The organism is Streptomyces sp. GL_141 (genome assembly GCF_057834385.1).
Genome location: NZ_CM174402.1, coordinates 7,531,446 through 7,557,448 on the forward strand (window position 1 = coordinate 7,531,446; position 26,003 = coordinate 7,557,448).

General features: G+C 69.7%; 21 protein-coding genes and 4 pseudogenes. 13 read left to right on the top strand and 12 right to left on the bottom strand.

Features of this window, described 5'->3' with window-relative positions:
• Nucleotide 1 precedes the first annotated feature (1 nt).
• The 7 genes from AC3IX6_RS33615 to kdpF (AC3IX6_RS33645) all read right to left on the bottom strand — a co-directional run bounded on the left by AC3IX6_RS33615 (nt 2) and on the right by kdpF (AC3IX6_RS33645) (nt 6,547).
• Nucleotides 2-685: a response regulator gene (locus AC3IX6_RS33615; protein WP_489367055.1), complete on the bottom strand. Its 684-nt coding sequence runs from the start codon at nt 683-685 to the stop codon at nt 2-4.
• Nucleotides 686-807: 122 nt separating this feature from the next.
• Complete coding sequence (locus AC3IX6_RS33620; protein WP_489367056.1) at nt 808-1,524, bottom strand: potassium-transporting ATPase subunit C; 717 nt, start codon at nt 1,522-1,524, stop codon at nt 808-810.
• Between the two features lie 21 nt (nt 1,525-1,545).
• Nucleotides 1,546-3,645, bottom strand: a complete 2,100-nt coding sequence (kdpB, locus tag AC3IX6_RS33625) for a potassium-transporting ATPase subunit KdpB (protein ID WP_489367057.1) — start codon at nt 3,643-3,645, stop codon at nt 1,546-1,548.
• Entirely contained in the window at nt 3,642-5,306 is a 1,665-nt protein-coding gene (gene kdpA / locus AC3IX6_RS33630) for a potassium-transporting ATPase subunit KdpA (RefSeq protein WP_489367058.1), read from the bottom strand. Before kdpA ends, kdpB (AC3IX6_RS33625) begins: the two co-directional genes overlap by 4 nt.
• Nucleotides 5,307-5,312: 6 nt before the next feature.
• Nucleotides 5,313-5,402 (bottom strand): K(+)-transporting ATPase subunit F, encoded by a 90-nt coding sequence (gene kdpF, locus AC3IX6_RS33635; protein ID WP_267039940.1) that lies wholly within the window; start codon nt 5,400-5,402, stop codon nt 5,313-5,315.
• A gap of 248 nt (nt 5,403-5,650) precedes the next feature.
• Nucleotides 5,651-6,409, bottom strand: a complete 759-nt coding sequence (locus AC3IX6_RS33640; RefSeq protein ID WP_489367059.1) for a DUF4118 domain-containing protein — start codon at nt 6,407-6,409, stop codon at nt 5,651-5,653.
• Between the two features lie 48 nt (nt 6,410-6,457).
• Nucleotides 6,458-6,547 carry a K(+)-transporting ATPase subunit F gene (gene kdpF / locus AC3IX6_RS33645; protein ID WP_243332542.1) on the bottom strand — a complete coding sequence of 30 codons (90 nt, stop codon included), beginning with the start codon at nt 6,545-6,547 and terminating at the stop codon, nt 6,458-6,460.
• A 243-nt stretch (nt 6,548-6,790) separates the two neighbouring features.
• On the opposite strand from kdpF (AC3IX6_RS33645), the gene AC3IX6_RS33650 reads away from it, so the two are divergent.
• The 4 genes from AC3IX6_RS33650 to AC3IX6_RS33665 all read left to right on the top strand — a co-directional run bounded on the left by AC3IX6_RS33650 (nt 6,791) and on the right by AC3IX6_RS33665 (nt 12,210).
• Nucleotides 6,791-8,668, top strand: coding sequence for an APC family permease (locus tag AC3IX6_RS33650; RefSeq protein ID WP_489367060.1), 1,878 nt, complete (start codon nt 6,791-6,793; stop codon nt 8,666-8,668).
• A 261-nt stretch (nt 8,669-8,929) separates the two neighbouring features.
• Entirely contained in the window at nt 8,930-11,083 is a 2,154-nt protein-coding gene (kdpB, locus tag AC3IX6_RS33655) for a potassium-transporting ATPase subunit KdpB (RefSeq protein WP_489367061.1), read from the top strand.
• Between the two features lie 225 nt (nt 11,084-11,308).
• Nucleotides 11,309-11,794 carry an SDR family NAD(P)-dependent oxidoreductase gene (locus AC3IX6_RS33660; protein WP_489367062.1) on the top strand — a complete coding sequence of 162 codons (486 nt, stop codon included), beginning with the start codon at nt 11,309-11,311 and terminating at the stop codon, nt 11,792-11,794.
• A 143-nt stretch (nt 11,795-11,937) separates the two neighbouring features.
• On the top strand, nt 11,938-12,210 hold the full coding sequence (locus tag AC3IX6_RS33665) for a hypothetical protein (protein WP_489367063.1): 273 nt from the start codon (nt 11,938-11,940) through the stop codon (nt 12,208-12,210).
• An 8-nt stretch (nt 12,211-12,218) separates the two neighbouring features.
• Here AC3IX6_RS33665 and AC3IX6_RS33670 read toward each other — a convergent pair whose 3' ends face one another.
• Nucleotides 12,219-12,779, bottom strand: a complete 561-nt coding sequence (locus AC3IX6_RS33670; RefSeq protein ID WP_489367064.1) for a hypothetical protein — start codon at nt 12,777-12,779, stop codon at nt 12,219-12,221.
• Nucleotides 12,780-13,012: 233 nt separating this feature from the next.
• On the opposite strand from AC3IX6_RS33670, the gene AC3IX6_RS33675 reads away from it, so the two are divergent.
• A complete protein-coding gene (locus AC3IX6_RS33675; protein ID WP_489367065.1) occupies nt 13,013-13,699 on the top strand; it encodes a response regulator in 687 nt (228 codons plus the stop codon).
• A 125-nt stretch (nt 13,700-13,824) separates the two neighbouring features.
• Here AC3IX6_RS33675 and AC3IX6_RS33680 read toward each other — a convergent pair whose 3' ends face one another.
• Nucleotides 13,825-14,631, bottom strand: a complete 807-nt coding sequence (locus AC3IX6_RS33680; protein WP_489367066.1) for an SDR family NAD(P)-dependent oxidoreductase — start codon at nt 14,629-14,631, stop codon at nt 13,825-13,827.
• A gap of 674 nt (nt 14,632-15,305) precedes the next feature.
• Between AC3IX6_RS33680 and AC3IX6_RS33685 the strand changes: the two are divergent.
• The 6 genes and pseudogenes from AC3IX6_RS33685 to AC3IX6_RS33710 all read left to right on the top strand — a co-directional run.
• Nucleotides 15,306-15,449 (top strand): annotated as a pseudogene (locus tag AC3IX6_RS33685) (transcriptional regulator); the annotation flags it as partial.
• Between the two features lie 2 nt (nt 15,450-15,451).
• Nucleotides 15,452-15,652 (top strand): annotated as a pseudogene (locus tag AC3IX6_RS33690) (cation transporter); the annotation flags it as partial.
• A gap of 248 nt (nt 15,653-15,900) precedes the next feature.
• Nucleotides 15,901-17,838 carry an APC family permease gene (locus AC3IX6_RS33695; RefSeq protein WP_489367067.1) on the top strand — a complete coding sequence of 646 codons (1,938 nt, stop codon included), beginning with the start codon at nt 15,901-15,903 and terminating at the stop codon, nt 17,836-17,838.
• 84 nt (nt 17,839-17,922) lie between these two features.
• Nucleotides 17,923-18,096, top strand: coding sequence for a hypothetical protein (locus tag AC3IX6_RS33700; protein ID WP_327256453.1), 174 nt, complete (start codon nt 17,923-17,925; stop codon nt 18,094-18,096).
• Nucleotides 18,097-19,274: 1,178 nt separating this feature from the next.
• Nucleotides 19,275-20,183 (top strand): universal stress protein, encoded by a 909-nt coding sequence (locus AC3IX6_RS33705; RefSeq protein WP_489367068.1) that lies wholly within the window; start codon nt 19,275-19,277, stop codon nt 20,181-20,183.
• Entirely contained in the window at nt 20,180-20,449 is a 270-nt protein-coding gene (locus tag AC3IX6_RS33710; protein WP_489367069.1) for a hypothetical protein, read from the top strand. Before AC3IX6_RS33705 ends, AC3IX6_RS33710 begins: the two co-directional genes overlap by 4 nt.
• A gap of 101 nt (nt 20,450-20,550) precedes the next feature.
• On the opposite strand, the pseudogene AC3IX6_RS33715 reads toward AC3IX6_RS33710, so the two are convergent.
• Nucleotides 20,551-21,554 (bottom strand): annotated as a pseudogene (locus AC3IX6_RS33715) (IS5 family transposase).
• Between the two features lie 388 nt (nt 21,555-21,942).
• Here AC3IX6_RS33715 and AC3IX6_RS33720 point away from each other — a divergent pair.
• Nucleotides 21,943-22,819: pseudogene (locus AC3IX6_RS33720) on the top strand (MFS transporter); the annotation flags it as partial.
• A 301-nt stretch (nt 22,820-23,120) separates the two neighbouring features.
• On the opposite strand, the gene AC3IX6_RS33725 reads toward AC3IX6_RS33720, so the two are convergent.
• On the bottom strand, nt 23,121-24,032 hold the full coding sequence (locus tag AC3IX6_RS33725; protein ID WP_489367070.1) for a universal stress protein: 912 nt from the start codon (nt 24,030-24,032) through the stop codon (nt 23,121-23,123).
• A 256-nt stretch (nt 24,033-24,288) separates the two neighbouring features.
• On the bottom strand, nt 24,289-25,038 hold the full coding sequence (locus tag AC3IX6_RS33730) for a sigma 54 modulation/S30EA ribosomal C-terminal domain-containing protein (protein WP_489367071.1): 750 nt from the start codon (nt 25,036-25,038) through the stop codon (nt 24,289-24,291).
• Between the two features lie 283 nt (nt 25,039-25,321).
• On the opposite strand from AC3IX6_RS33730, the gene AC3IX6_RS33735 reads away from it, so the two are divergent.
• Complete coding sequence (locus AC3IX6_RS33735) at nt 25,322-25,945, top strand: hypothetical protein (RefSeq protein ID WP_489367072.1); 624 nt, start codon at nt 25,322-25,324, stop codon at nt 25,943-25,945.
• Nucleotides 25,946-26,003: the final 58 nt, after the last annotated feature.

Sequence of the window (26,003 nt, forward strand, 5' to 3'; positions counted from 1 at the left end):
GTCATTCCTCGAAGCGGTAGCCCATGCCGGGCTCGGTGATCAGGTATCTCGGGTGCGAGGGGTCCGCTTCCAGTTTGCGGCGCAGCTGGGCCATGTAGACCCGCAGGTAGTTGGTGTGTTCGGAGTAGGTGGGTCCCCAGACGTCGAGCAGCAGCTTGCGCTGGCTGATCAGACGGCCCGGGTGGGTGATGAGGATTTCCAGGAGGTGCCACTCGGTGGGCGTCAGCCGCACCGTGCGGTCGTTGCGGATCACCTTCTTCGCGACCAGGTCGACGGTGAACTCGTCCGTCGTGACCACGGCCACCTCGTGGGCGGGCGCCGGGACCTCCCGGCGGCGTACGGAGGCCCGTAGCCGGGCGAGGAGTTCGTCCATGCTGAACGGCTTGGTGACGTAGTCGTCGGCCCCCGCGTCCAGGGCGCGGATCTTCTCCTCGGAGGTGTGGCGGGCGGAGAGGACGAGGATCGGTACGCCGCTGGTCTCCCGTACCTCCTTGATCACGTCGATGCCGTCCATGTCGGGCAGACCGAGGTCCAGCAGGATGGCGTCCGGCTTGCGGGTGGCCGCGAGCCTCAGGGCGGTCTTTCCGTCGGAAGCCGTCTCCACCCCGAACTTCCTTGCCTCCAGGTTGATCCGGAGCGCGCGGACGAGCTGGGCGTCGTCTTCCACCACCAGCACCTTGATCATCGGTGTGGGGCCTTCCTCTTCCAGTGGGTACGGGTCGGAGCCGGCGGGAGGTCTGGGGCACTCCCAGCGATGGCCGGGGAGTTCCGGGTCCCGCCGGCTCCGCACACTTGCCATGCGGAACGTCAGCTCTTGGTCAGTGCCCTGAGGGCGGTGTTGAGTTCGAGGACGTTGACGCGGGGTTCGCCCATGAAGCCGAGGGTGCGGCCGGTGGTGTGATCGGCGACGAGCTTCTCGACCTGCTTGACGTCGAGCTCGTTCTGCTCGGCGACGCGGTGGATCTGGAGCTTGGCGTACTCGGGGGAGATGTCGGGGTCGAGGCCGGAGCCGGAGGAGGTGACGGCGTCGGCCGGTACGTCCTCGGGCTTGACCTGGTGGCCGGCGGTGGAGTTGTCCGCGATGACGGCGTCCTTGGCAGCGATGACCTGGGCGCAGAGGGTGCCTTCCTCCGCCTGATCGGTGCACTTGCCGTTGACGGCGCCGTTGTCGGCGGAGCGGTTGGTGGCGCCGGAGAGGATCAGCGAGTACTGGGTGTTGACGCTGTTGGAACCGAGGCCGTTGGAGGGGCGCGGCTGGAACCACCTGAGGTCCGGCTTGGCCGCTTCCTCAGCGTCGTTGGGGTCCTTCTTCGGGAGATTGTAGGTCTGCCCGATGAGGGAGGAGCCGACGACCTGGCCGTTCCCGTCCTTGATCTCGGAGCCGTTGGCCTTGTTGTTGAACACAGCCTGGGCGATCCCGGTGACGGCGAGCGGGTAGAGGACCCCGCAGACCACGGTCAGAACGAGAAGCGCTCGGAGGCCCGCGCCGATCAGGCGTGCGGTGTTTCCTACGGAGTTGTTCATGACGGATCAGCACGCACCTAATCAGGAGAGGCCGGGGATGAGGGTGATGAGCAGGTCGATGAGCTTGATGCCGATGAACGGGGCGATGAGGCCGCCGAGTCCGTAGATCCCGATGTTCCGGCGGAGCATCTTGTCTGCGCTGGTCGGCTTGTACTGCACGCCCTTGAGGGCGAGCGGGACGAGCACGATGATGATCAGCGCGTTGAAGATGACCGCGGAGAGGATCGCCGACTCCGGGGATGCCAGGCCCATGATGTTGAGCTTGTCGAGGCCCGGGTAGACCACGGCGAACATGGCCGGGATGATCGCGAAGTATTTCGCGACGTCGTTGGCGATGGAGAAGGTGGTCAGGGCGCCGCGGGTGATCAGCAACTGCTTGCCGATCTCGACGATTTCGATGAGCTTGGTGGGGTTGGAGTCGAGGTCCACCATGTTCCCGGCCTCTTTGGCGGCCGAGGTTCCGGTGTTCATCGCGACGCCGACGTCGGCCTGGGCGAGGGCCGGGGCGTCGTTGGTGCCGTCGCCGGTCATGGCGACGAGCTTTCCGCCGGCCTGTTCCCGCTTGATGAGGGCCATCTTGTCCTCGGGGGTGGCCTCGGCGAGGAAGTCGTCGACGCCCGCCTCCTCGGCGATGGCCTTGGCGGTCAGCGGGTTGTCTCCGGTGATCATGATGGTCTTGATGCCCATGCGCCGCAGCTCGTCGAAGCGTTCGCGCATGCCCTCCTTGACCACGTCCTTGAGGTGGATGACACCCAGGACACGGGCCCCGCGCTCGTCCTCCACAGCCACCAGGAGCGGCGTACCGCCTGCCTCGGAGATGCGGTTGGCGAGGAGGTCGGCATCCTCGGAGACCCGGCCGCCCTGTTCCTTGACCCAGGTGATGACGGAGCCCGCAGCGCCCTTGCGGGTCTTCTTGCCGTCCACGTCGACACCGGACATGCGGGTCTGCGCGGTGAAGGGGATCCATTCGGCGCCGGTCAGTTCACCCTGGTGGCGTTCGCGCAGGCCGTACTTCTCCTTCGCGAGGACCACGATCGAGCGGCCCTCGGGGGTCTCGTCCGCGAGGGACGAGAGCTGCACGGCGTCCGCCAGCTCGGCTTCCGTCGTGCCCTTGACCGGAACGAACTCGGAGGCCTGGCGGTTGCCGAGGGTGATCGTGCCCGTCTTGTCCAGGAGGAGGGTGGAGACGTCGCCGGCGGCCTCGACCGCGCGCCCCGACATGGCCAGGACGTTGCGCTGGACCAGGCGGTCCATGCCCGCGATGCCGATGGCGGAGAGCAGGGCGCCGATGGTGGTCGGGATGAGGCAGACCAGCAGCGCCGTGAGCACGATCATCGACTGCTCGGCGCCCGCGTAGATGGCGAAGGGCTGCAAGGTGACCACGGCCAGCAGGAAGACGATGGTGAGCGAGGCGAGCAGGATGTTGAGCGCGATCTCGTTCGGCGTCTTCTGCCGGGCCGCACCCTCGACCAGTGCGATCATCCGGTCGATGAAGGTCTCGCCGGGCTTCGTCGTGATCTTGATGACGATCCGGTCGGAGAGCACCTTGGTGCCGCCGGTCACGGCGGAGCGGTCGCCGCCGGACTCCCGGATGACCGGGGCCGATTCACCCGTGATGGCGGACTCGTCCACGGACGCGACGCCCTCCACGACGTCGCCGTCGCCGGGGATGATGTCGCCGGCCTCGCACACGACCAGGTCGCCGATACGGAGCTCCGTGCCGGGGACCTGTTCCTCGGCGGCGCCGTTGAGGCGGCGGGCGACGGTGTCGGTCTTGGCCTTGCGCAGGGTGTCGGCCTGGGCCTTGCCCCGGCCCTCCGCGACTGCTTCGGCGAGGTTGGCGAAGATGGTGGTCAGCCACAGCCAGACGGTGATCGCCCAGCCGAACCAGTCGGTCGGGTCCTTGATCGCCAGGATGGTGGTGACGACCGAGCCGATCAGTACGACGAACATGACCGGCGACTTGATCATGACGCGCGGGTCGAGCTTGCGGACAGCGTCCGGGAACGACTTCAGTAGCTGCTTGGGGTCGAAGAGGCCGCCGCCCACGCGACCGGAGTCCGGCTTGTGGCCGGTGGGTACGTCCTGGTGCGGAGCCCTGGTAGGTGTGGCGGTGCTCATGATGCGAGCCCTTCGGCGAGCGGACCCAGCGCCAGGGCCGGGAAGTAGGTCAGACCGGTGATGATGAGGATCGTGCCGACGAGCAGGCCCGTGTAGAGGGGCTTGTCGGTGCGGAGCGTGCCCGCTGTCTCGGGGACCGGCTTCTGCTCGGCGAGCGAACCGGCCAGCGCGAGGACGAACACCATGGGCAGGAAGCGGCCGAGCAGCATGGCGATGCCGATGGTGCTGTTGAACCACTGGGTGTCGGCGTTCAGGCCGGCGAAGGCGGAGCCGTTGTTGTTGGCGCCCGAGGTGTAGGCGTACAGGATCTCGGAGAAGCCGTGAGCGCCGGAGTTCGTCATCGAGTTGCCCGGGGTGGGCAGCGCCATGGCCGCCGCGGTGAAGCACAACACCAGCGCGGGTGTGATGAGGATGTAGCAGGCGGCGAACTTGATCTGGCGGGTGCCGATCTTCTTGCCCAGGTACTCGGGGGTCCGGCCGACCATCAGGCCGGCGATGAACACCGCGATGATGGCCATGATCAGCATGCCGTAGAGCCCGGAGCCGACGCCGCCGGGCGCGATCTCGCCGAGCTGCATGCCCAGCAGCTGGATGCCGCCGCCGAGGCCGGTGTAGGAGGAGTGGAAGGAGTTGACCGCACCCGTGGACGTCAGGGTCGTCGCCACGGAGAAGATCGCGGAGGCGGCGATGCCGTACCGGGTCTCCTTGCCCTCCATGGCGCCGCCCGCCACGTCGAACGCCGGTCCGTGGTGGGCGAACTCGGTCCACATCATCAGCGCGGTGAAGCCGATCCAGATGGTGGCCATCGTGGCGAGGATCGCGTAGCCCTGCTTGACCGAGCCGACGAGCTTGCCGAAGGTGCGGGTCAGAGCGAAGGGGATGAGCAGGATCAGGAAGATCTCGAAGAGGTTCGAGAACGGGTTGGGGTTCTCGAAGGGGTGGGCGGAGTTGGCGTTGAAGTAGCCGCCGCCGTTGGTGCCCAGCTCCTTGATGACCTCCTGGGAAGCCACCGCCCCGCCGTTCCACTGCTGCGAACCGCCCATGAACTGCCCGACTTCGTGGATGCCGGAGAAGTTCTGGATGGCGCCGCAGGCGACGAGGACGACCGCGCCGATCACGGAGATCGGGAGCAGGATCCGGACGACGCCGCGCACCAGGTCGGCCCAGAAGTTGCCGAGTTCACCGGTGCGGGAGCGCGCGAAGCCCCGTACGAGGGCCACCGCGACGGCCATGCCGACTGCCGCCGAGACGAAGTTCTGGACTGCCAGGCCGCCGGTCTGGACGACGTGGCCCATGGCCTGCTCGCCGTAGTACGACTGCCAGTTGGTGTTCGCGACGAAGGACGCGGCCGTGTTGAAGGCCTGGTCCGGGTCGATAGCGGAGAAGCCGAGCGAGCCGGGCAGGATGCCCTGGGCCCGCTGGAGTCCGTAGAGGAAGAGGACGGAGGCCACGGAGAAGGCGAGGACGCCGCGGAGATAGGCGGGCCAGCGCATCTCGGCCGACGGGTTGGCGCCGATGGCCTTGTAGATCCACTTCTCCGGCTTGTAGTGCTTCTCGGAGGAGTAGACGCGGGCCATGTGGTCGCCCAGCGGGCGGTAGGCCAGCGCGAGCGCGGCGATCAGTGCGAGGAGCTGGAACGCACCAGCGAGAACGGGACTCATCGGTGGCTAGAACCTCTCCGGGTACACGAGGGCGAGGATGAGGTAGCCGAGCAGGGAGACGGCCACGGCGAGGCCGACGATGTTTTCGACGGTCACAGCTTGGTCACCCCCCGGGCGACGAGAGCCACCAGCGCGAACACCGCGACCGTGGTGACGACGAAGGCCAGATCGGCCATCGTGAGCTCCTGAGTGAAGAGGAAGAAATGAATCGGCCAGCTGGCCGATGACGAGACAACCGTGTCTTCACCCAGGTGTTAAGACGCCTTGACGTGGTCCTTACGGCGGGACGGGAACCCTTAACGCCGTCCTTACGGGGAAGGCCGCTCGCGGGGTCGCTCCAGGGGTCAGCCCTGGTGCGAGAGGCCTGCCGTGTCCAGCGCGGAGCCGGCCTGCGCGGCCAGTGCGACGGCGACGAGGCGGGCTTCCTCGGAGGGCAGGGGACGGCCCGGGATCGGGTCGAGGAGGAAGCGGCCGTAGTAGTGGCCGCCGCCGGTGACCCGCAGTTCGGTCTCCCCGTCCGGCCAGCCGGCGTACTCGGTGATCCGGTTCCCGCGGCGGAGCCACAGACCGCCGCCGTGCTCCAGGCGCGGCAGATTCCCCATCAGGGTCCCGTACTCGAAGCGGCAGCCGCGCAGGCCCAGCAGACCGACGAGCTCGCGGCGCACATACTCGGCCACGTCCTCGGGCGAGCCGCAGCCCTCGGCGAGCCGGGCGGTTCCCTGGAGGCTGGACAGGTGCGCGGCGTCGGTGACCACGACGGCCTGGAGCCGGCGTGCGCGGACGGCGAGCTGGGAGACGATCAGGCCGACGCAGAGCAGCAGGACGGCCGTCTCGATGTCGGCGCGGTCGGAGATGGCGAACCGCTGGTAGGGCCGGGTGAGGAAGAAGTCGAACCAGGCGGCGGCCGAGAGCGCGGCGATCGCTCCCGCCAGCCGGCTGCCCAGGCTTGCCACCGCGACCACCGCGACGACGAGGATCAGCGCCGCGTTCGTCGCCGACAGGTCGGTACGGAAGGGCGCGAGCGCGAGCGCTGCCAGGAAGGGCACCACGAGGCCCGCGACCAGCGCGATGCGGTCGCGGAACCGGTACCAGAAGCCGGACATGTGATGCCTCCCGTCCGGACCCGCCGCTCTTGCTTTCCAGAGCGTTGATCAGAACTTGTCGGGCTTGATCAGAGCGAACACCAGGTAGCCGAGCAGTGCCAGGGCGATGAGCAGGCCGACCAGGTTCTCCGCGTCCATCAAGTCTTCTCCTCGGGTGGTTGTGGCGGGGCAGGTGCCGCCACAACCAGCCTGCCTCTCCGTGGAGCCGGGGCAACGCGCCGCTGCGCCCTTTTGACGGCCTTCATACGCCGCCGCCACCTGCGCGTATGGAACACGTGAAGAGCGGCGGGGGAGCCGTATGGATAGCGCCAAGAGTGCTGGCGGCGGTCCGGCAGGCCTCCGACGCTGTCCTCACTTTGCTCATTCGGAGGGAACGGCGACATGGCCATACACATGGGGAAACCGACCGCGGCGGTTCAGGGGCCGGGCCAGGAGGAGCCCCCTGATACGGGCGCGGGCGGGGCGGGGGACCGGCACAAGCTGACCGCCCTCCAGGGTCTGGCCGCGCTGTCGCTCGACGCGATGGCCTCCGTCGCGTACGGGCCGGAGTCGATCGTGCTGGTGCTGGCCGCGGCCGGTGCGTACGGCCTCGGTTTCACTCTCCCCGTCACTCTGGCCATCGCCGCGCTCCTCGCCGTCCTGGTGGCCTCGTACCGGCAGGTGATCGCCGCGTTCCCCGACGGCGGCGGCTCGTACGCCGTGGCGAAGAAGCACCTGGGCCGGCGTACGAGCCTGGTGGCCGCGGCCTCGCTGATCCTCGACTACGTGCTGAACGTCGCGGTGTCGGTCACCGCCGGCGTGGCCGCCCTGACGTCCGCGTTCCCCGGCCTGCACGGTGAGCGGGTCTGGATCTGCCTGGCCGTGCTGGTCCTGGTCACCGCCGTGAACCTGCGCGGGGTCGTCGACTCCGCCAAGGCCTTCCTCGTGCCGACCGCGCTCTTCGTCGGCTCGATCCTCGCGATGATCGTGGTCGGGCTCTTCCGCGACGGCCCGGTCAGCACCGCCTCCGCCGCCGGTCATGCCTCCGCGCTCGGCGAGGGTGCCACGACCGTAGGCGTCCTCCTGCTGCTGAAGGCCTTCGCGGCCGGCTGCTCGGCCCTGACCGGTGTCGAGGCCGTCGCCAACGCCGTGCCCTCCTTCCGGGCCCCGGCGGCCCGCCGCGCGCAGCGCACCGAGGTCGCACTCGGAGTCCTCCTCGGGGTGATGCTGATCGGCCTGTCGATCCTCATCGGCCGCTTCCACCTCCAGCCCGTCGAAGGCGTGACCGTCCTCGCTCAGCTCGCGGACGCGTCCTTCGGCCACAACGCGGCCTTCTACGTGGTTCAGTTCGCCACCATGGTGCTCCTCGCGCTCGCCGCGAACACCTCCTTCGGCGGCCTGCCCGTCCTGATGAGCCTGCTCGCCCGCGACAACCACCTGCCGCACTTCTTCGCCCTCAAGGCCGACCGTCAGGTCCACCGCCACGGCGTGGTCTGGCTGGCGCTCGTCTCGGCCGTCCTGCTCGTCTTCTCGGGCGGCGACACCAACACCCTCGTCCCGCTCTTCGCCATCGGCGTCTTCGTCGGCTTCACCATCTGCCAGGTCGGCATGGTCCTGCACTGGCGCGGCGCGCGTCCGAAGGGCTGGCAGGGGAAGGCCGCCCTCAACGGCTTCGGCGCACTCCTGACCGGTGTCGCGGCGGTCGTCGTCACCGCCACGAAGTTCACCGAGGGTGCCTGGCTGATCGTCCTCGCGCTGCCGCTGATCGTCCTCGGATTCGAGAAGGTCCACCGGGCCTACGCCGAGATCGGCGAGCGCCTCGAACTCGGCCGCGTCCCGCAGTCGCCGCACCGGGCCCGGTCCCTCGTCGTGGTTCCCGTCTCCGGACTCTCGAAGCTGACCTGCCAGGCCTTGACCGCCGCTCGCTCCCTCGGCGACGAGGTCCTCGCCGTGACCGTCACCCACCCGGCCCCCGAGGACCGGGAGGCGGCCGAAGCACTGCGCCGGGACTGGGAGTTGTGGAAGCCCGGCGTCGAGCTGACCGAGGTCTCATCCGACACCCGGTCGCTCGGACGGCCACTGTCCGGCTACGTGCGGGAGCTCGCGCGGACGCACCCGGATGCCCAGGTGACCGTACTGATCCCGGAGACCGAGCCCGCCCACCTGTGGCAGCGGATGCTCCAGAACCAGCGGGGCTCCGTCGTCGCCCACGCCGTCCGTCGCGACACCGACGCCGTCATCTGCCGACTGCGTTTCCGGATCACCGACGGCACACGCTGACGCGCCCTTGACGGCGGCTTGACGCGCCTCGTGCGCCGCCGTCAAGAAGGTGCCAATTCCCCCGCCCGGATGGGAATCCTCCCCGGAACGGGCAGTAGTTTCCTGCCTGTTGCGCCGCCGGGGTCTCGCCTACTCACGTGACGGCCGAGGGGGTCCATGGAGGGCAGTCCCCGGCGGCGACACCCCTCTCCCGCGCCGCCCCGGCCACGAACTGCCGGGGCCCCGCCACACCCACCCCGAACTGAATCAGAAGGTCGCTTCATGCCTCCCGCCGCCTCCGCGCAGCACGTTCCCCCGGGTCTCGGTACCCCTCCGCGGACTCCGGTCAACCGGCCCTCTCGGAGACGACCCGGCCAGGCGAACGTGGTGGACCCCGAGCTTCTCGCCGCCTCTGCTCGGGAGGCCGTGGCAAAGCTCCACCCACGCGAACTGGTGAAGAAGCCGGTGCTGTTCGTCGTCGCCGTCGGATCCGTCCTGACCACGCTGTCGGCGCTCTTCCACCCGTCCGTCTTCACCTGGGTGATCAGCGTCTGGCTGTGGCTCACCGTCCTGTTCGCCAATCTGGCAGAGGCGGTCGCCGAAGGCCGCGGCCGAGCCCAGGCCGAGTCCCTGCGCAAGGCGCGTACGGACACGGTGGCGGTGCGGCTGAACCACTGGACGTACGGGGCGAACCTGCGCGGTGCCGAGAGCGAGGTGGTGACGCCGGCCGAGCTCCAGCCCTTCGACTTCGTCCTCGTCGAGGCCGGCGAGCTGATCCCGGCCGACGGGGATGTGGTCGACGGGGCCGCGATGGTGGACGAGTCGGCGGTCACCGGTGAATCGGCCCCGGTCCTGCGGGAGTCGGGCGGCGACCGGTCCGGGGTGACCGGCGGTACGACCGTGCTGTCCGACTCGGTCGTCGTACGGGTCACTTCGCGTCCCGGGAACAGCTTCATCGACCGGATGATCGCCCTGGTCGAGGGCGCCACCCGGCAGAAGACTCCCAACGAGATCGCGCTGAACATCCTGCTGGCCGCGCTGACCGTCATCTTCGTCCTGATCGTGGTCAGCATCCAGCCGATGGCCGCCTACGCGCACGCCGCCCAGTCCACGACCGTCCTGGTCGCCCTCCTCGTCACCCTCATCCCCACCACCATCGGCGCCCTGCTCTCCGCGATCGGCATCGCGGGCATGGACCGGCTCGTCCAGCGCAACGTCATCGCCATGAGCGGCCGGGCGGTGGAGGCGGCCGGCGACGTGAACACCCTGCTCCTCGACAAGACCGGCACCATCACCCTCGGAAACCGCGAGGCCGCGGCCTTCATCCCGCTGCCCGGCACGGACCACATCAAGCTCGCGGACGCCGCCCAGCTGTCCTCTCTCGCCGACGAGACCCCAGAGGGCCGGTCGGTGGTCGTCCTCGCCCGGCAGTACGGGCTGGAGCCGGTGGCCGTGGAGGAACTGAGCAACCCGCGCTTCACCGAGTTCAGCGCCCGCACCCGGATGAGCGGCATCAACCTGAGCTGGGACAACGGCGCGGGCTGCGCCATCCGCAAGGGCGCGGTGACACAGGTCTGCGACTGGGTGGTGGCACGCGGCGGGACGGTTCCGACCGAGGCCGCGGAGTGGTCGGCCGCCGTCTCCGAGTCCGGCGGGACCCCACTGCTGGTGGCGGTCCACGACTGGGACGGCCCGCGGGTCCTCGGGATCATCCACCTCAAGGACGTGGTCAAGGAGGGCATCCGGGAGCGGTTCGCGGAGCTGCGCGCCATGGGGATCCGTACGGTCATGGTGACCGGGGACAACGAGCTGACGGCCCGCGCGATTGCCGCCGAGGCCGGTGTCGACGAGTACCTCGCGGAGGCCACCCCCGAGGACAAGCTGGCCCTGATCAAGCGGGAGCAGGAGGGCGGCAAGCTCGTCGCGATGACGGGCGACGGCACGAACGACGCGCCCGCCCTGGCCCAGGCCGACGTAGGCGTGGCCATGAACACCGGCACCTCGGCTGCCAAGGAGGCCGGGAACATGGTGGACCTCGACTCCAACCCCACCAAGCTCATCGACATCGTCGAGATCGGCAAGCAACTCCTCATCACCCGAGGCGCCCTGACCACCTTCTCGATCACGAATGACGTGGCGAAGTACTTCGCGATCATCCCCGCGATGTTCACCACGGCCTACCCCGGTCTCGAAGCCCTCAACATCATGGGCCTGCACAGTCCGACCTCCGCGATCACCTCGGCGATCATCTTCAACGCCCTGATCATCGTCGCCCTGATCCCGCTCGCCCTGCGCGGAGTCCGCTACAAGCCGGCCTCCGCACACGACCTGCTGCGCCGCAACCTCGGGGTCTACGGCCTCGGCGGCCTGATCCTGCCCTTCGTAGGCATCAAGCTCATCGACCTGCTGGTGTCCACGATCCCCGGCCTCGGCTGAAGTCCGGCAAAACCGCGTCAGAGGGTCGTCAGGGCGCTTGAGCGCCGCGCCGCGGGCCAGTTGGATGGACGACGTGGCGCCGCGGTCAACCTCGGATCAGCAGGCGCCCCGGCCCGTCCGCGTTACGGGACACCCGCGCTACGCGCTACGGGATCACACTCCACCGCACGGCTGAGCCCCGGCTTCTTCGGCCGCCGCCACCGTGCCCGTCCACTGGATCCACTCATGCCTTCGTTCCTGTCCGGCCGGACCATCATGGTCACCGGTGCCACCTCCGGCATCGGTTACGAGACCGCCCGCCAGCTGGCCGAGAGCGGCGCCACCGTCCTTCTCCACGGCCGCACCCCGGACGAGGCCCGGTCAGCCGTAAAGCGCCTCCTCGCCACCGCCGACGTAGACGCGGAGCTCCTGCGGCCGTGGGCCGCGGACTTCACGCGGCTCGACGAGGTCGGACGGCTCGCCAACCGGGTCATCACCGGTCACCCCTACCTCGACGTCCTGGTCAACAAGCCCCTGTACGGACCCGAGGGCGCGACGCCCGCCGAGGGCGCCGCGCACGTCGTGCGGCTGTGCGACCCGGCCGTCGAGATCGTCAACGGCGCCTACTACGACCGGGGCGAGCGGATGCAGCCCGCCGCCGCGGCAACCGGGGACCGCAGGGTCAAGCGGCTGAACGAGCTCGCGGACCAACTCGTCGGGCAGTCCGCCTGACCGCGCCCCACCCATCCTCTCCACCCCCCGGCCACCAGGCCGGCCGGCGCCGACGCTCAACGGCGCCGGCCCCCCGCGGGGGCGGCCCACCGTCCCGGGCCGCCCCCGCCCTCTCCATTTCTCCGACCGAGGCGGCATCCGTCGTGATCGAGCTCCTGCCCTCCCGGTTCCAGCGCATCGATCCGTGGGAGCGCATGGTCTACGTACACCAGGGGCCCGCCCTGGCCGCGCGCCCGGCTCCCGGCGTCACGGTGCGCTGGCTGACTCCTCAGGACGCAGCGGCAGTGGTCGCACTCGGACCCGGGGCGGCCTGGATCCACCGGACCTGGGGCGGCCCCGAGCAGCTCGCGTCCTCAGGCCTCTGCTGGGGTGCTTTCCACCGGGGCCGCGCCCTCTCGCTCGCGCAGGCGGCGTGAGCCCGTGGTCACCGCAAGCCGGACACCTTGAAGACCGTGTGAGCCGTCTCGCGGTCGATGCGCGCGGCCAACCCGCACAGGGCAGTGGCGCCGTACCGCAGCGAACCGCGCCGGATGGAGGTGCGGGTGTCCTTGTCCAGACACCGCCACATCGCCGGATTGCGTACGAGCACGGTCGGGTCGATCTCGACCCACCCTCCCTCCGTGTCCCGGAGGACCAGCCGCTGGGACACCGCGTCCGACCACTGGACCGAGACGAGGCGGTCGGTGCGGACACTGCGCTCCACGAGCAGCCCGCGGGCGCTCAGCAGGCCGGGCCGGATGGAGACCCTGGGCGGCAGCATGATCACGAAGACGAGGACGGTCAGCCCGCCCCAGAGGGCGCCGCGGACCACGTCGAGTCGGCCGGTGCCTGCGTCCATCAGGAACAGGGCAGTGCCGAGCAGGGAGGCGACGCCGATCGCCGATCGTCGCTCGCCGGCCCAGTGGATGTCCTGCGCGAGCGGGCCGGGAGGCCCCGCGTGTCCGGTCCGTATGCCGCTCTCCGACCGAGTGATTCGTCGTCCCATGCGTGCGACGTTAAGGAGGACCGGGCCCTTGGCAGCGCATCCTGACGGACTGCTGATGCCTCGGCGACGAGATCTTGACGGGGTGCCGGCGGCTGCGCGGGAAGCCCCAGTCGGGTGCCGTATGGAGGTCGTCAAGCTCGCGCTCCTCGCCGTATGGACGCTGTCAAGGCGTGCCGGGACAGCGGGAAATGGTTGTTTCATCGACTGACGTACGAGAGGAAGGCGGCACGTCGGTGCCCCGGGTGTTGGTAGTGGACGACGAACCGCAGCTCGCGCGGTTGCTGGTCATCAATCTGAAGGCGCGGAAGTTCGACGTGGACTGCGCGCCGGACGGGGGCACGGCCCTGGACGCCGTGGCGAGGCGCCGCCCGGACGTGGTCCTGCTCGATCTCGGTCTGCCCGACATGGACGGGATCGACGTGATCAAGCGGCTGCGGGTGTGGTCGCGGGTGCCCGTCCTCGTGGTCTCCGCCCGCCACGGCTCCGAGGAGAAGGTGCGGGCTCTGGACGCGGGCGCCGACGACTACATCACCAAGCCCTTCGGCATGGACGAACTGATGGCCCGGCTGGGGTCGGTCGTCCGCCGAACGCCCGCGCACGCCCCGGTCGCCACGAGCGAATCGGTCGTCGAGACCGAGGAGTTCACCGTCGACCTGATCGCGAAGAAGGCCAGGCGCGGAGGGAAGGCCATCAGGCTCACACCGACGGAATGGCACCTGCTGGAAGTCCTGATCCGCAACAAGGGCCGGCTCGTCAGCCAACGGCGCCTGCTCCAGGAGGTCTGGGGCTCCTCCTACGGAACGCAGACCAACTACCTGCGCGTGTACATGGCCCACCTCCGGCGGAAGCTCGAAGCGGACCCCTCGCACCCGCGCCACCTGATCACCGCCCCGGGTAGGGGGTACCGCTTCGACGCGTGAGGGCGGCGCCCCGAATCGGGGCACCGCCCTCCGTGCCTAACAGCGGGGCTTGCTGCCGTGGTTGGCGGCCTTCTTGCGGCGGGACCTCTTCTTGCGGGCGCGCTTGGACATGGCTGTGGATCCCTTCAGGCGGTGTGGCCGACGAGGAGGTCGGCGAGCTTGTTGAGGCGCTTGACGGTGCGGTCGTCGGTGGCGGCCGGAGCCGGGGCGACGCGCTCTCCGCGGTCGTAGTAGGCGCCGTTGACGATTTCGGTGTACGGGTCGCAGAGCCGTACGACGTGGGCCGCGCCCTCGGCTGCGGACTCGCCCTCGTTCCCGTAAAGGGGGAGAAGGCCGGTCTCGCAGATGCCGGGGTGGACGGAGACGGCGGTGACGCGCGGGTCGGCGGCGAAGACGGTCAGCGCGAGCTGGGACTGGGCGTAGGCCGCGAGGCGCGAGTAGCGGCGGATGCGCTGCGGGTCGTTCCACTGGATGGCCGCGGTGCGGTGGTGGGAGGAGGAGACGTTGACGACTCGCCCGCCGGGGTCGGCGGTGAGGGAGGCTGCTAGGAGATCGGTCAGGAGGTAGTGGGCGAGGAAGTTGACCTGGAAGGAGATCTCGTTGCCGTCGGGGGTGAGGGTGTGGCGCTCGGGCGCTGCGATGGCCGCGTTGTTGACGAGTACGTCCAGGCGCGGGTGTTCGCGTGCGACGGCGTGGGCGAGGTCCTCGACCTCCTCCAGGCGGGCGAAGTCGGCCGCGAGCGGACGGAGCAGGGAGCCGTCGACGCCGGCGGTGGCGATCAGCCGGTCGGCGGCGGCGCGGGCCTCTTCGGGTGTACGGCCGTGGAGAAGGACGGTGGCACCGCGCTCCGCGAGCTGGCTGGCGGTCTGGTAGCCGATACCGGAGGTGGCGCCGGTGACGAGGACGGTACGTCCGGACAGGGATGAAGGCATGTCGGGTTCCTGGATCCTGGAAGCGGGCATGGCCGGCGAGCCCGGCGCCCCGGCACGTGGCGGGGGTGCGGGCTCGGCTCATGCGGTGATGGTCGAGACGTGTTCCGGCAGCCCCCGGTGAAGGGGGGCGGGTACGTCGGTATCGCGCGCGGCCGGTGTCAGAAGGCCGGGCGGACAGCGGGCGCTGCAGGCTGCGGAGAGGTGGCCCCGGCGCGACGGATACGTCGTGACGGTGGCCGGTCTTCGTAGCGCGGACCGCTGTTCATGTCCTCATCCCAGCGGATCCGGGAGGGGCGGACAAGGCTCTGAACGGGTCCTTGACGGCCTTCTGACGTGCTTCGGTCGACGGAATCACGGCCGGGTTCGTGCAGGTGGTCAGGGCGGCATCAAAGATCGACAACGGGGCGGAAGGAACGCGTCAGGGGGCGTTGTCGTGGCCGTCGGCCCGGTGCAGAGTGATGTGGCGACGGAGCCGGATCCGGAAACGGATGAGGTCCGGTGGCGCGCGGTTGGTGGGCGGTGACCTGAACACCGCCGGGGAAACGCATGGCCCCACCGTGGGGGTACGGGCCGATGCGACCGCGCGCCGGTCAGCCGTCGCACACCACATGAGCCGTCCGGCTCCAGCGGGGGACTGGGTCGGACGGCTCGCGTGGCCAGGACCGTGCCAACACGTCACCGTGCCGAACGGCCGCCGCACCCGCTACGAGCTCGCCGACGAAAGCCTCGGCCACGCACTCGACGACCTGCGCACCGCCGTAGTGGCCATCGAAACCGACCGCACCTGCCCGGACACCGCCGAGAAGGGGTGCTCCTGACGATGGCCGCAAACATGTCCATATCCCTCGGGCCCTTCCCGGCCCGGCGGGACGCGCTCACCCGCCGGATGCGGCTCCTCGTGGCCGCGACCATCGCCTGCAACGTCATCGAGGCGATCGTCGCCATCACGGCCGGCACCCTCGCCTCCTCCACCGCCCTGATCGGCTTCGGCCTCGACTCCGTCATCGAGGTCCCCTCCGCCACCGGCTGCGACTGCTGCGGGTGAGGTGCCGAGTGCCTTGAAGGGCGGAACCGGCTCAGCCGACTGCCGCCCGGGCAGGCGGGGATCCGGCGGCAGCGGGAGTACGTCCGTTACGCCATCGGGAGGGTGGTCGTTAAGGACGCGTCAGGATTGGCTCAAGTGCGGGCATAAGTGATCAGGCTGCGTACGCTTGCTCAGCCGTCGACGTCGATGGCTGATTCCTTGCCGTACGACAGGAGCCCACCACGATGGCCACCCCTGCCCGCACGTCGCGCCTGCGGGCGTGGATGCTGGAAGGCTTGACCGCCGAGAACAGTTCGCCCGCCGCCAAGGAGGCGGCGGCCCAGCCGCACGGCCGTCCGTGGTGGCGGGTGATGTGCCTGACGGGCCTCGACTACTTCTCCACCCTCGGCTACCAGCCGGGCATCGCCGCACTGGCGGCCGGGCTGCTGTCGCCCCTGGCGACCATCGTGCTCGTCCTGCTCACGCTCTTCGGCGCGCTGCCGGTCTACCGGCGGGTGGCGGAGGAGAGTCCGCACGGCGAGGGCTCGATCGCCATGCTGGAACGGCTCCTGACGTTCTGGAAGGGGAAGCTGTTCGTCCTGACCCTCCTCGGGTTCGCGGCGACCGACTTCCTCATCACCATCACCCTCTCCGCCGCGGACGCCACCGCGCACCTGGTGGAGAACCCGCACCTCACCAGTACGCTCCACGGTCACGAAGTACTGATCACCCTGATCATGATCGCGTTGCTCGGCGCCGTGTTCCTCAAGGGGTTCAGCGAGGCCATCGGCGTCGCCGTGGTCCTGGTGGCCACCTACCTCGGCCTGAACGTCGTGGTCGTGGCCGTCGGCCTCTGGAACGTGATGACCGAACCGCACGTCATCACCGACTGGACGACCGCGCTGACCACCGAGCACGGCAACCCGTTCATGATGATCGCCATCGCCCTCGTCGTGTTCCCGAAGCTCGCGCTCGGCCTCTCCGGATTCGAGACCGGTGTGGCGGTCATGCCGCACGTCAAGGGCGAACCCGAGGACACCGAGGCGAACCCGGCCGGCCGGATCCGCGGTGCCAAGAAGCTGCTGACGACCGCGGCCATCATCATGAGCGTCTTCCTGATCTGCTCCAGCTTCATCACCACGCTCCTGATCCCGGCCGATCAGTTCAAGCCGGGCGGCGAGGCGAACGGACGCGCCCTCGCCTACCTGGCGCACGAGTACCTGGGCTCCGCCTTCGGCACGGTCTACGACATCTCCACCATCCTCATCCTCTGGTTCGCGGGCTCCTCTGCGATGGCCGGCCTGCTCAACCTGATGCCGCGCTACCTGCCCCGCTACGGCATGGCCCCGCACTGGGCCCGGGCCCTGCGCCCGATGGTGATCGTGTTCACCCTGGTGGCGTTCCTGGTGACCTGGATTTTCAACGCCGACGTCGACGCCCAGGGCGGCGCGTACGCCACCGGCGTCCTCGTCCTGATCACCTCGGCCGCCGTCGCCGTGACCATCGCCGCCCGCCGCGCGGGCGAGCGCGGTTGGACCATCGGCTTCGGCATCATCTCGGCCGTCTTCATCTACACCACGGCCGTCAACGTCGTGGAGCGCCCCGACGGCGTGAAGATCGGCGCCTGCTTCATCGCCGGCATCATGGCCCTGTCCCTCCTCTCCCGCCTCGCGCGCGTCTTCGAGTTGCGCGTCACGGACGTGGAACTGGACGACATGGCGCAGCGCTTCATCCGCGACACGTCCAACCGCACGATCCGCTTCATCGCGAACGAGCCCGACAACCGGGACCTGGAGGAGTACCGGCAGAAGAAGGAACAGATCCGCGCGGACAACGACATCCCGCCCGGTGACGACGTGATGTTCGTCGAGGTCACCGTCCTGGACGCGTCCGAGTTCGAATCGGGCATGCGGGTCCGCGGCGAAGTGCTCCACGGCCGTTACCGAGTCCTGACCCTGGAGAGCTCCAGCATCCCCAACGCCCTGGCCGCGTTCCTGCTCCACGTACGTGATGAGACGGGCCAGCGCCCCCACATCTACTTCGAGTGGACCGAGGGCAACCCGATGACCAACTTCCTCCGCTTCTTCCTCTTCGGCCAGGGCGAAGTCGCCCCGGTCACCCGCGAGGTCATCCGCGAAGCCGAACCCGACCGCGCCCGCCGCCCCCACGTCCACGCAGGCTGACGTCAGGCGACGGGGCGTCAAGAAACCGACAGGAATCCCGCCGGCTCCTCGACGCGAGGAGGATCCGGCGGGATTCTCACTGCTGTGACCATCGACTGGCGTCCCGACCGCGGCATCCACAGGACCGTACTCGCCCTCGGGGCGGGCGGCTTGGTGGTCGTCACCACCGGCGCCGCCCTCGACGTCATGTGGCTATTGGGAATCGGCGTTTGGGGGCTCATCGCGGCGATGGTGATCGAGCTCGTCTACCGACCTTAGTGCGTGTTGTGGGAGGCGGCCGGCACCGTCGTCCCGGCTATTTCAGAAGCCGAGCTCCGCACCCTGTGAGGTGAAGTGATGTGAGGCTACGCGGCCCGGCCGGGGAGTGCCTGGCCGCACGGCCGCCGCCCCCCAAGGCGGTGGCCGTGCGCAGAGGGGATGCGAAAGCGCCGCTGTCGCGTCCCCGCAGGCGTCCTCCGCGTCTACGGAGCCGGTGAGCCGGCACTCCGTCTCGAACGCGCGCAGGACGGAGGTCGGAGCTCTGCGCGTCGGCGTTCTGCGATGGGGCTCCGGCCCGGCCTCGGTAATCCGTTCCGGCTCGGGGACTGGGAGCCCGGGAAGGGCGGCACCTTGCGCGGGCTGCACCGCGCCGGGACCACTTCCCACTGGGACAATAGGACCAGGGCTCAAGGAGGGGAAGACCGACCGTTCCGCCGGCCGCGACAAGATGAGGTCGGCTCAGCGGGAGGGCCCCGCTCTGCGACGCCCGCGCCCTGTCGGGCCGGCGGGGATGAGAGTGGTGACGTAGGCGATCTCGGGCGCTAGCTGTGTTGTGGGCGCGTGCGTTGGAGCGCAGGGCGACGAACGCGACGTCCACGGAGCACTGTCAGCGCTCCGCGAGGATCCCCTTGGACGGGTCCTTGCGGAACCGGGCGTCCGAGGACCGCCTCGGGTGAGGCTTCGAGTCCGGAGAGTTCGTCCAGGCGGCGCAGGCCCGCTTCGGCGAGGCTGAGCCGTGCGCCGGCTTCCTCCCGCTGCGCCGGCGGAGTGCCGTCGGCATTGGCGACGGGGAGGGACAGGGCCGCGGTCAGCGGCATGACGCCCCGGGTGCCCGCCCGCGACAGGACCGCGGGCACCCGCGGGTCCGACTGGACCATGACCTGGACAGCGGGGTCAGCACGGAGGCCACGTACCCGACCACGGCCGCCGAGCGTACTGACGCTGCGCAAGTCCGGGTGGGACTGGGCATTCACCCGGTGCGGAGATGTCGCCGAGACCGGATAGGCAGTGGCAGCGCATGATCATCGGTGCAGTCGTGATTGAGCAGCAGGGACTGTCGTCATCGAGTCATCGGCCGGGACCTTCGGCCCAGATGAGGTCCTGAGGGACCCTCTGCTGTCGGGCGCCGCGGTGACAGCGTGGAGCTGTCCCCAAGGAGCAGTCAGCGTGGAGGAACCATGGAAAGCAACCGTGGCGGTCCGGCACTCGGATCGGTCATCGTCGGCGTCGACGGGTCCGGGCCGGCCCGATGGGCGGCGCTCTGGGCCTCGGACGAGGCCGCCCGGCGCAGGCGCCCCCTGCACATCGTGTTCGGGTCCGACATCGACGGCCGCGTCCTCGATCTCTCGGACGAGGACCTGGAACGGGTCAGTACCGAAGGTCGTGAACTGCTCGAAGGCACCGCGCAGGCTGCGCAGGCCCGCCATCCCGCGCTCTCCGTGACGACGGAGCTCAGCCGCAGCGGACCTGCCATGAGCCTGCGCCGGGCCGCAAGCGGCAGCGGCACCCTCGTCGTTGGTCATCGGGGTCCGGGCGGATTCAGCTCATTGACCCTGGGCTCGGTCGGGCTCAAGGTCGTGGCGGAGGCCCGCACGCCCGTGGTCGTCGTCCGGGGGAGCGAGGAGGCGGCCGGGCACGACGTCGTGCTGGCCGGCGTCCGTGACGAGCGCGACCTCGATTGCGTGCGTCATGCGGCGCGGGCGGCCGAACTGCGCAAGGCCTCACTGCGACTGCTGCACGTCCGGAGCATCCTGCAGTCCGTCGGCTCGGCGGTGCGAGAACTCAGGGGCCTGAACGAGGGCGTCGGCCATCACGCGCAGTCGAGTCTGGCGTTCGTCGCGGAGCAGATCCGGGACGAATTCCCCTCTCTGACCGTATGGGCCGACTCCGAGGAGAGCGTGTCCGCGGCCGGGGCGCTGGTGGAGGCGTCCCGTCACGCGGATCTGCTGGTCATCGGCGGGCGCCGGAAGCCCGGATACATCGGCCGAACCCTGGGGCGCGTGACGCACAGCCTCGTGCACCATGCGCACTGCCCCGTCGAACTCATCCCCCGCCACGGCGACGAAAGCAGGAGTGAGGCGTCATGACGACGAGCGAAGTCGGTGAGATCCTCGTACGCATCGACCCTTCGGAGAACTGGTACGCGGTCTTGGCGCGGGCAGCCGCCGAGGCCGAGACGCGCGGGCTCGGGCTTCGGCTCGTCCTGCCCGCAGCCCCTCAGGCCGATCCGCACCGTGCTGACGGGAGGCTGGGCGCCGGCAACAGCTGCCGGGGCCGGCGTCCCCGGAGTGTGGAGGGGTGGGGTGAGGAAGGCGCGCGCCGAACCGAAGACGGCGAGGACTGCCTCCTGTAGCACGCCGCACGCGTGGAGCCCGGCCGGGCTCCACGCTGGCCGGGCTGCATCGCCTGGCCGAGGAGCGTTGCGACCGAGCTAGGGCGCGTATTCGGTCGTGATCAAGGGCCGGTCCGGGTGAGGTCCTTGATCCAGATCATTGAGGCGCGCAGGTGGAGGCCGGCGAGGTAGCTCTCGGGTGTTTTGTCGTATCGAGTGGCGATGCCTCGCCAGGCCTTCAGCTTGTTGATCAGGCGCTCGACGGTGTTCCGCTCCTTGTAAAGGTCGGCGTCGTGGGTGAGTGGCCGGCCGCCCCTGCGGCCTTTGTTCTTCCGGTTGGCGGCCTGGTCCTTCTTCTCCGGTACGACTGCCTTGATGCGGCGTTTGCGCAGGTAGGCGCGGTTGCCGCAGGACGAGTAGGCCTTATCTGCGGCGACTGCGCCGGGCCGGGTGCGGGGACGACCAACGGGCCCGCGGACCCGCACTTTGTTGAGCACGGGGATGAACTGCGGGCTGTCCGCGGCCTGCCCTGCGGTCAGGATCAGGGCCAGGGGCCGACACCTGCGGTCGGCAGCCAGGTGAATCTTGCTGGTCTGTCCGCCTCGTGAGCGCCCGAGCAAAGCAGCTTTCAAGCGGAGCTTGCGCCGTCGCCGGACGCGCCGCCGTTCGGGCCGGCCGGGATCAGCGACGTCGCCGTGTCCGTCTTGTTCCGTCGCGCCGCCCCCTTTTGCCGGGCCGCCTCCGCCTCGAAGGCGGCCTTTTCCAGAGCGTCCAAAACGTCCTCCTCCAGACGCATTCCGGCCGCGTCGTGATGGGCACGGACCGTCGTGGAGTCAACGCTGACCAGCGACATATCCACCCTGCTCCGCCCGGCCGCCTCGGCGATCAGCCCCTCCAGCAGCGCCTCGAAAACTCCGGCGTCCCGCCACTGCCTGAACCTGTTGTGCACGGTAGACCAGGCGCCGAATCGGCCCGGCATCTCCCGCCACTGCGCTCCCGAGCGGAACTTCCAGATCACGCCCTCGAACTGTTGCCGCAGCCGCTCTGGATACGGGCCGTACTCACCGACCGGCAGATACGGCTCGACGAACCCCCACTCGTCGTCCGTCAGTTGATCACGTGTCATGTGTACCGGACTACCGGATCCGCCCTCACAGCGAAGGCGGATCCGACAAACCGATCACGACTCAATACAGGCCCTAGGGGCGGGGCCATTCTGCTGTGCGGAGTGGCGTGGGGGCGCTGTAGCGTGTTGGAGTTCCTGCGCCAATGTTTCGGTGGCAGTGACCGGACTTCCTGTTCCTTCTGTGTCGATCTTGGGGTGACGTCTTATCAACCAGGCCATGTAGTCGTCCGTGTTCCCCGCGTGCTGTGTTGTCGCACGTGTCCGGGGGCGGACGTCGCGCTGGCCTGAGTTGCGTCACCCCTCCCCGATTCCTTTGGATCAGGAGTTCCCGTTCGTCCTCACCGCGCTGCCGGCCATCCAGGAGTCGACCGGCGCCGGACCGGTCGCGGTGCAGTGGCTGACCACCGCCTACTCCCTGCCCGTCGCCGTCGGACTGATCACCGGCGGACGGCTCGGTGACATCCACGGCCGCCGCAGGCTCCTGCTCATCGGCACCGTCGTGTTCACCGCCGCCTCGCTGCTGTGCGGCCTGGCCGCCGGCCCGGGCGTGCTGATCGGCGCCTGCCTGCTCCAGGGCGTCGGCGTGGCCGTGATGATCCCGCAGGTCCTGGCGACCATGCACGTCACCTTCGAAGGCCACAACCGCAGCAAGGCGTTCGGCCTGTACGGGGCCGTCATGGCCATCGCCAACGTCCTGGGCCCGGTCCTGGGCGGCGTACTCACCCAGGCCGACCTGTTCGGGCTGTCCTGGCGGCCGATCTTCCTGGTCAACGTGCCCGTCGGGCTGGCTGTACTCCTCCTCGGACGCAGATTCATCCCCGAGTCGGCGACGCAGGCAGGGCAACGCCCCGCTGGTGACCCTGTCCCTCTTCCGGATCAGGCAGTTCTCCGGGGGCATGGCCACGGACCTGATGCACGGCCTGCTGTGCGGCCTGTTCTTCATGACCTGGACGCTGTACCTGCAGCGCGGACTCGGCATGAGCCCGCTTGAGGCGGCCGTGGCCTTCGTGCTGCTCTCCGTGGGAGAACTGGGCGGCGCGACCATCGCGGCGAAGACCGCCGGACGTTTCGCCCGCCGTCTGCCGCAGGCCGGAGCTCTCATCGCGACCGCTGCGATGGTCGCCTACGGGCTCCAGATCGGCAGCCACCAGGCCGACCTGACCCTGCTGGCGATGACCCCTCCGGTGGTGCTGATCGGCTTCAGCCTGGGCATGGTCTCCGGCCCGCTCGCCGATCTGTCGCTGGCCAGGGTCCCGCACGAGGACGCCGGCTCGGCCTCGGGCCTGTTCAACACCGCCATTCACCTGGGCATCGCGCTGGGCACCGCGCTCACCGCCGTGGTGTTCTTCGCCATCACCGGCGGCTCTCCCGACGGCGCGGTCAGCCGCGACGCGTTCGTCACCGTGCTGTGGTGGGTCTGCGGCCTCCTCGCCCTGATGTGGGCCCTGATGTTCTGCCTGAGCCGTCCTCGACCTCCCCGCCCTCGGGATCCGGGAAGGGGCGCAGCTGAACCTGGCAGACCCCGTGCCACCCGCATCACTGCGGATGCTGCCTGTTTCCCGGGACTCAGGGGTGCGGTACGACCGCGACCGGGGCCGTGGAGTGGTGGAGCACGGCGTGGGCGACCGGGCCGAGGTGGGTGCCGATGGCCGAGCGGCGGATCCGTCGGCCGACGACGACCAGCGAGGCGTCCGCCGAAGCCTCGATGAGATGTCCGGCGGCCTGCCCCACGGAGCATTCCTCTTCGACGCGAACCCGGGGGTACTTGCCGCGCCACGGCCGCAGTGCGTCGCCGAGCGCGGTTGCCGTGCCGGCCGCCAGGCCGTCCCGCACCTCGGGGGCGAACAGCGCCGGGTCGAAGGAGAAGGCGGGCGGCATGTTCCAACTGTGGATCACACGCAGCGGGGATCGCCGCGAGGCCGCTGCGTCGAAGGCGTGGTCGAGGAGGTTGTCGCACGGGCGGGAGAGGTCCAGCCCGAGCACGACCGGCCGGTAGGCGCCTTCCTGCGGCCCGTTGCCGGCGGGCATCGGCAGATAGGCGGTGTCCGTCCAGGCGCCGGGCCGTACGACCACCACGGGGCGCTCGGCGTGGGCGAGTACGGCCTGGGACACGGATCCGACGAGGAAACCCGCCATGGCCGCCAGCCCGCGCGAGCCCAGTACCAGCAGTTCGGCCCCCTGTGCGGCAGCGGCCAGGACGGTCAGGGGCCGGCCGTCCACTTGCTCCGTGGTGATCTCCAGATCGGGGTGCCGCTCGGCCAACTCCTGCGCCACCTCACGCGGAATGCGCTCGCCCCAGTACTGAGGGGAGGGCGTGGCTGCGGCCTGCGACGCGTAGCCGTACGACGGGATCCACTCCTCCACCGCGTGCAGCAGTTTGAGCGGGAGTCGGCGCCGCTGGGCCTCACGGGCGGCCCACTCAGCGGCTGCCAGCGATGCGGGGGACCCGTCGAGGCCCGCGATGACCGTACGTGACATGGTGTCTCCTCCAGAAGCGTGAAGGGCAGAGCGACGACCGCCGTCGGCGGTGTGCGTCCCACCCTTCCGCGTCGGGCCGTAGGGGGCGATGGTCCAGGGGGCCCGGGAGCCGGGCCGAACGGTCCTCTGTCGCCCGGTCTGCCGGAGCCCGCACGAAGTCGCCGGAGCTCCCAAGAGGTAACGCGGGCAACGGGACTTGCGCGTACCGTGGTAGTCACTTGTGCGGGATGAGGGCCACGGCGTCGGGGCCGGTGTTCTACGGTGTAGGGGAGATCAGGCCGTAGTGGCCGTCCTGCCTCTGGTAGAGGACGCATCCTCGTCCCGTGGCCGAGTCGACGAAGAACACGAAGGCGAGCCCCGCGATACGCATGCGGTCGACGGCCGCGTCGATGCCGCATTCAGGGGCGGCGGCCGAACTCACGCTCAGCAGGGGACCGGCTTCGTACTGCTGGCTGTCCCCGCCGGCAGAGGCCACGCGGTACCCGCCGGTCTGGCCCTGGCGGTAGACGACGCAGTCGGCTCCCGATGTCATGTCGGTGAACAGCCAGAAGTCGTAGTCCATGGACTCCATGTCGATGACGGCGTCTTCGGGGGTCTGCCGTCCCAGGCCGCATGCCTTCTGGCGCACGATGTGGGGTTCGTCAACCGGCGGCGGCGGTTGGTTGTGGTCGGGACGATGGTCTCGTCCGCAGTGCTGCCGGGCGCTGGCGAGGCGTGTGGCCAGTCGCTCCTGCAGGAGATCGACCGCCTCGAACATCGTGTCCGCGGCACAGTGGGCGCGCACCGGGTGGCCGTTCACGTTCACCACGGCCTGGGCGATGGCGGGACGGCTCGCCGATGGGTTGGCCGTCTGCGTGAGCTTGGCACGGACGGCAAGGACCGGTGGCCCCACGTGTGCGATCGCTGCCAGCATCTTCGCTTGGACGTACTCGGACGCGCCCTCGGGCACTGGCCCTCGCTTGTTCACCAGGACGTCAACCTCTGGACGGGACTTGAGATGGCTCATGTGGATTCCTCCTCCGTCGGCATCAGCCTCGCTTCGGGCAACCTCCTCCGGCCAGTGCCAACCGGCCCGGCTTGGGGGCCATCCGTACCCGGGCGCGAAGCCGACAGGACCCGGCCGCCGGATCCAAGGTCTCCTTCGGTGCGCGGACGCGCTGAACTCCGTTGTGGTGAAGGACGTTTGGTCACTTGGTGTGGGCCGTTCGCCCCCGGGCACGCCGCTCTCCGAGCGAGGACATTGGCGATGGGCAGGCGCACGGCCTGCTGTGAGGAAAGGGTTCCACGTCATGGCTCTGCACCAGCACCGTCAGCCCGGGATGTCCCTCGCAGGGTGGCGAAAGGCCGCCTGGGCCACAACGGCGTCCGACAGCGCGTTTGATGAGCTTGCCGCACCCGTGGCCGTAGCGCGCATCGCGGCGACGACCCGCCTCCTGACCTCGTTCACGTTCCTCTGGGCCTTCGGTGACAAGGCGTTCGGCTGGGGGTACGCGACTCCGGCGGGCAAGGGTTGGATCGACGGCGGTTCTCCCACCAAGGGCTTCCTGAGCCATGTTGCCGCCGGTCCGCTGGAGGGAACCTTCCACGCCTGGGCCGGGGCGGCCTGGGCCGACTGGGCTTTCATGCTGGGGCTGCTCGGCATCGGCATCGCTCTGGCGAGCGGTGTCGCCCTGAGGGCCGCCGCTGTCGCGGGTACCGCGATGATGGCGCTCATGTGGGCTGCCGAGTGGCCTCCGGCCCGGCACCTTTCGGACGGCAGCCTCAGCATGTCGACGAACCCTCTGGTGGACTATCACGTCCTGTACGCGGCTGTTCTGGTGATGCTGGCGGTGATCGGAGCCGGGCGCTTCTGGGGGCTGGGCACCGCTTGGCGGAGCCTGCCCGTAGTCCGCCGCAACCGGTGGCTCCTGTAGCGGAAGCACCGGTCCGGGGCCGCGGCGACCAGGCCGGCCCCGGAAGCCGGAGATCCTG

Bases quoted from the DNA above. Each gene is read 5' to 3' on its own strand.
- AC3IX6_RS33615 (WP_489367055.1), bottom strand. From the start codon at position 685: ATGATCAAGGTGCTGGTGGTGGAAGACGACGCCCAGCTCGTCCGCGCG.
- AC3IX6_RS33620 (WP_489367056.1), bottom strand. From the start codon at position 1,524: ATGAACAACTCCGTAGGAAACACCGCACGCCTGATCGGCGCGGGCCTC.
- kdpB (WP_489367057.1), bottom strand. From the start codon at position 3,645: ATGAGCACCGCCACACCTACCAGGGCTCCGCACCAGGACGTACCCACC.
- kdpA (WP_489367058.1), bottom strand. From the start codon at position 5,306: ATGAGTCCCGTTCTCGCTGGTGCGTTCCAGCTCCTCGCACTGATCGCC.
- AC3IX6_RS33640 (WP_489367059.1), bottom strand. From the start codon at position 6,409: ATGTCCGGCTTCTGGTACCGGTTCCGCGACCGCATCGCGCTGGTCGCG.
- kdpF (WP_243332542.1), bottom strand. From the start codon at position 6,547: ATGGACGCGGAGAACCTGGTCGGCCTGCTCATCGCCCTGGCACTGCTC.
- AC3IX6_RS33650 (WP_489367060.1), top strand. From the start codon at position 6,791: ATGGCCATACACATGGGGAAACCGACCGCGGCGGTTCAGGGGCCGGGC.
- kdpB (WP_489367061.1), top strand. From the start codon at position 8,930: ATGCCTCCCGCCGCCTCCGCGCAGCACGTTCCCCCGGGTCTCGGTACC.
- AC3IX6_RS33660 (WP_489367062.1), top strand. From the start codon at position 11,309: ATGCCTTCGTTCCTGTCCGGCCGGACCATCATGGTCACCGGTGCCACC.
- AC3IX6_RS33670 (WP_489367064.1), bottom strand. From the start codon at position 12,779: ATGGGACGACGAATCACTCGGTCGGAGAGCGGCATACGGACCGGACAC.
- AC3IX6_RS33680 (WP_489367066.1), bottom strand. From the start codon at position 14,631: ATGCCTTCATCCCTGTCCGGACGTACCGTCCTCGTCACCGGCGCCACC.
- AC3IX6_RS33695 (WP_489367067.1), top strand. From the start codon at position 15,901: ATGGCCACCCCTGCCCGCACGTCGCGCCTGCGGGCGTGGATGCTGGAA.
- AC3IX6_RS33705 (WP_489367068.1), top strand. From the start codon at position 19,275: ATGGAAAGCAACCGTGGCGGTCCGGCACTCGGATCGGTCATCGTCGGC.
- AC3IX6_RS33710 (WP_489367069.1), top strand. From the start codon at position 20,180: ATGACGACGAGCGAAGTCGGTGAGATCCTCGTACGCATCGACCCTTCG.
- AC3IX6_RS33725 (WP_489367070.1), bottom strand. From the start codon at position 24,032: ATGTCACGTACGGTCATCGCGGGCCTCGACGGGTCCCCCGCATCGCTG.
- AC3IX6_RS33730 (WP_489367071.1), bottom strand. From the start codon at position 25,038: ATGAGCCATCTCAAGTCCCGTCCAGAGGTTGACGTCCTGGTGAACAAG.
- AC3IX6_RS33735 (WP_489367072.1), top strand. From the start codon at position 25,322: ATGGCTCTGCACCAGCACCGTCAGCCCGGGATGTCCCTCGCAGGGTGG.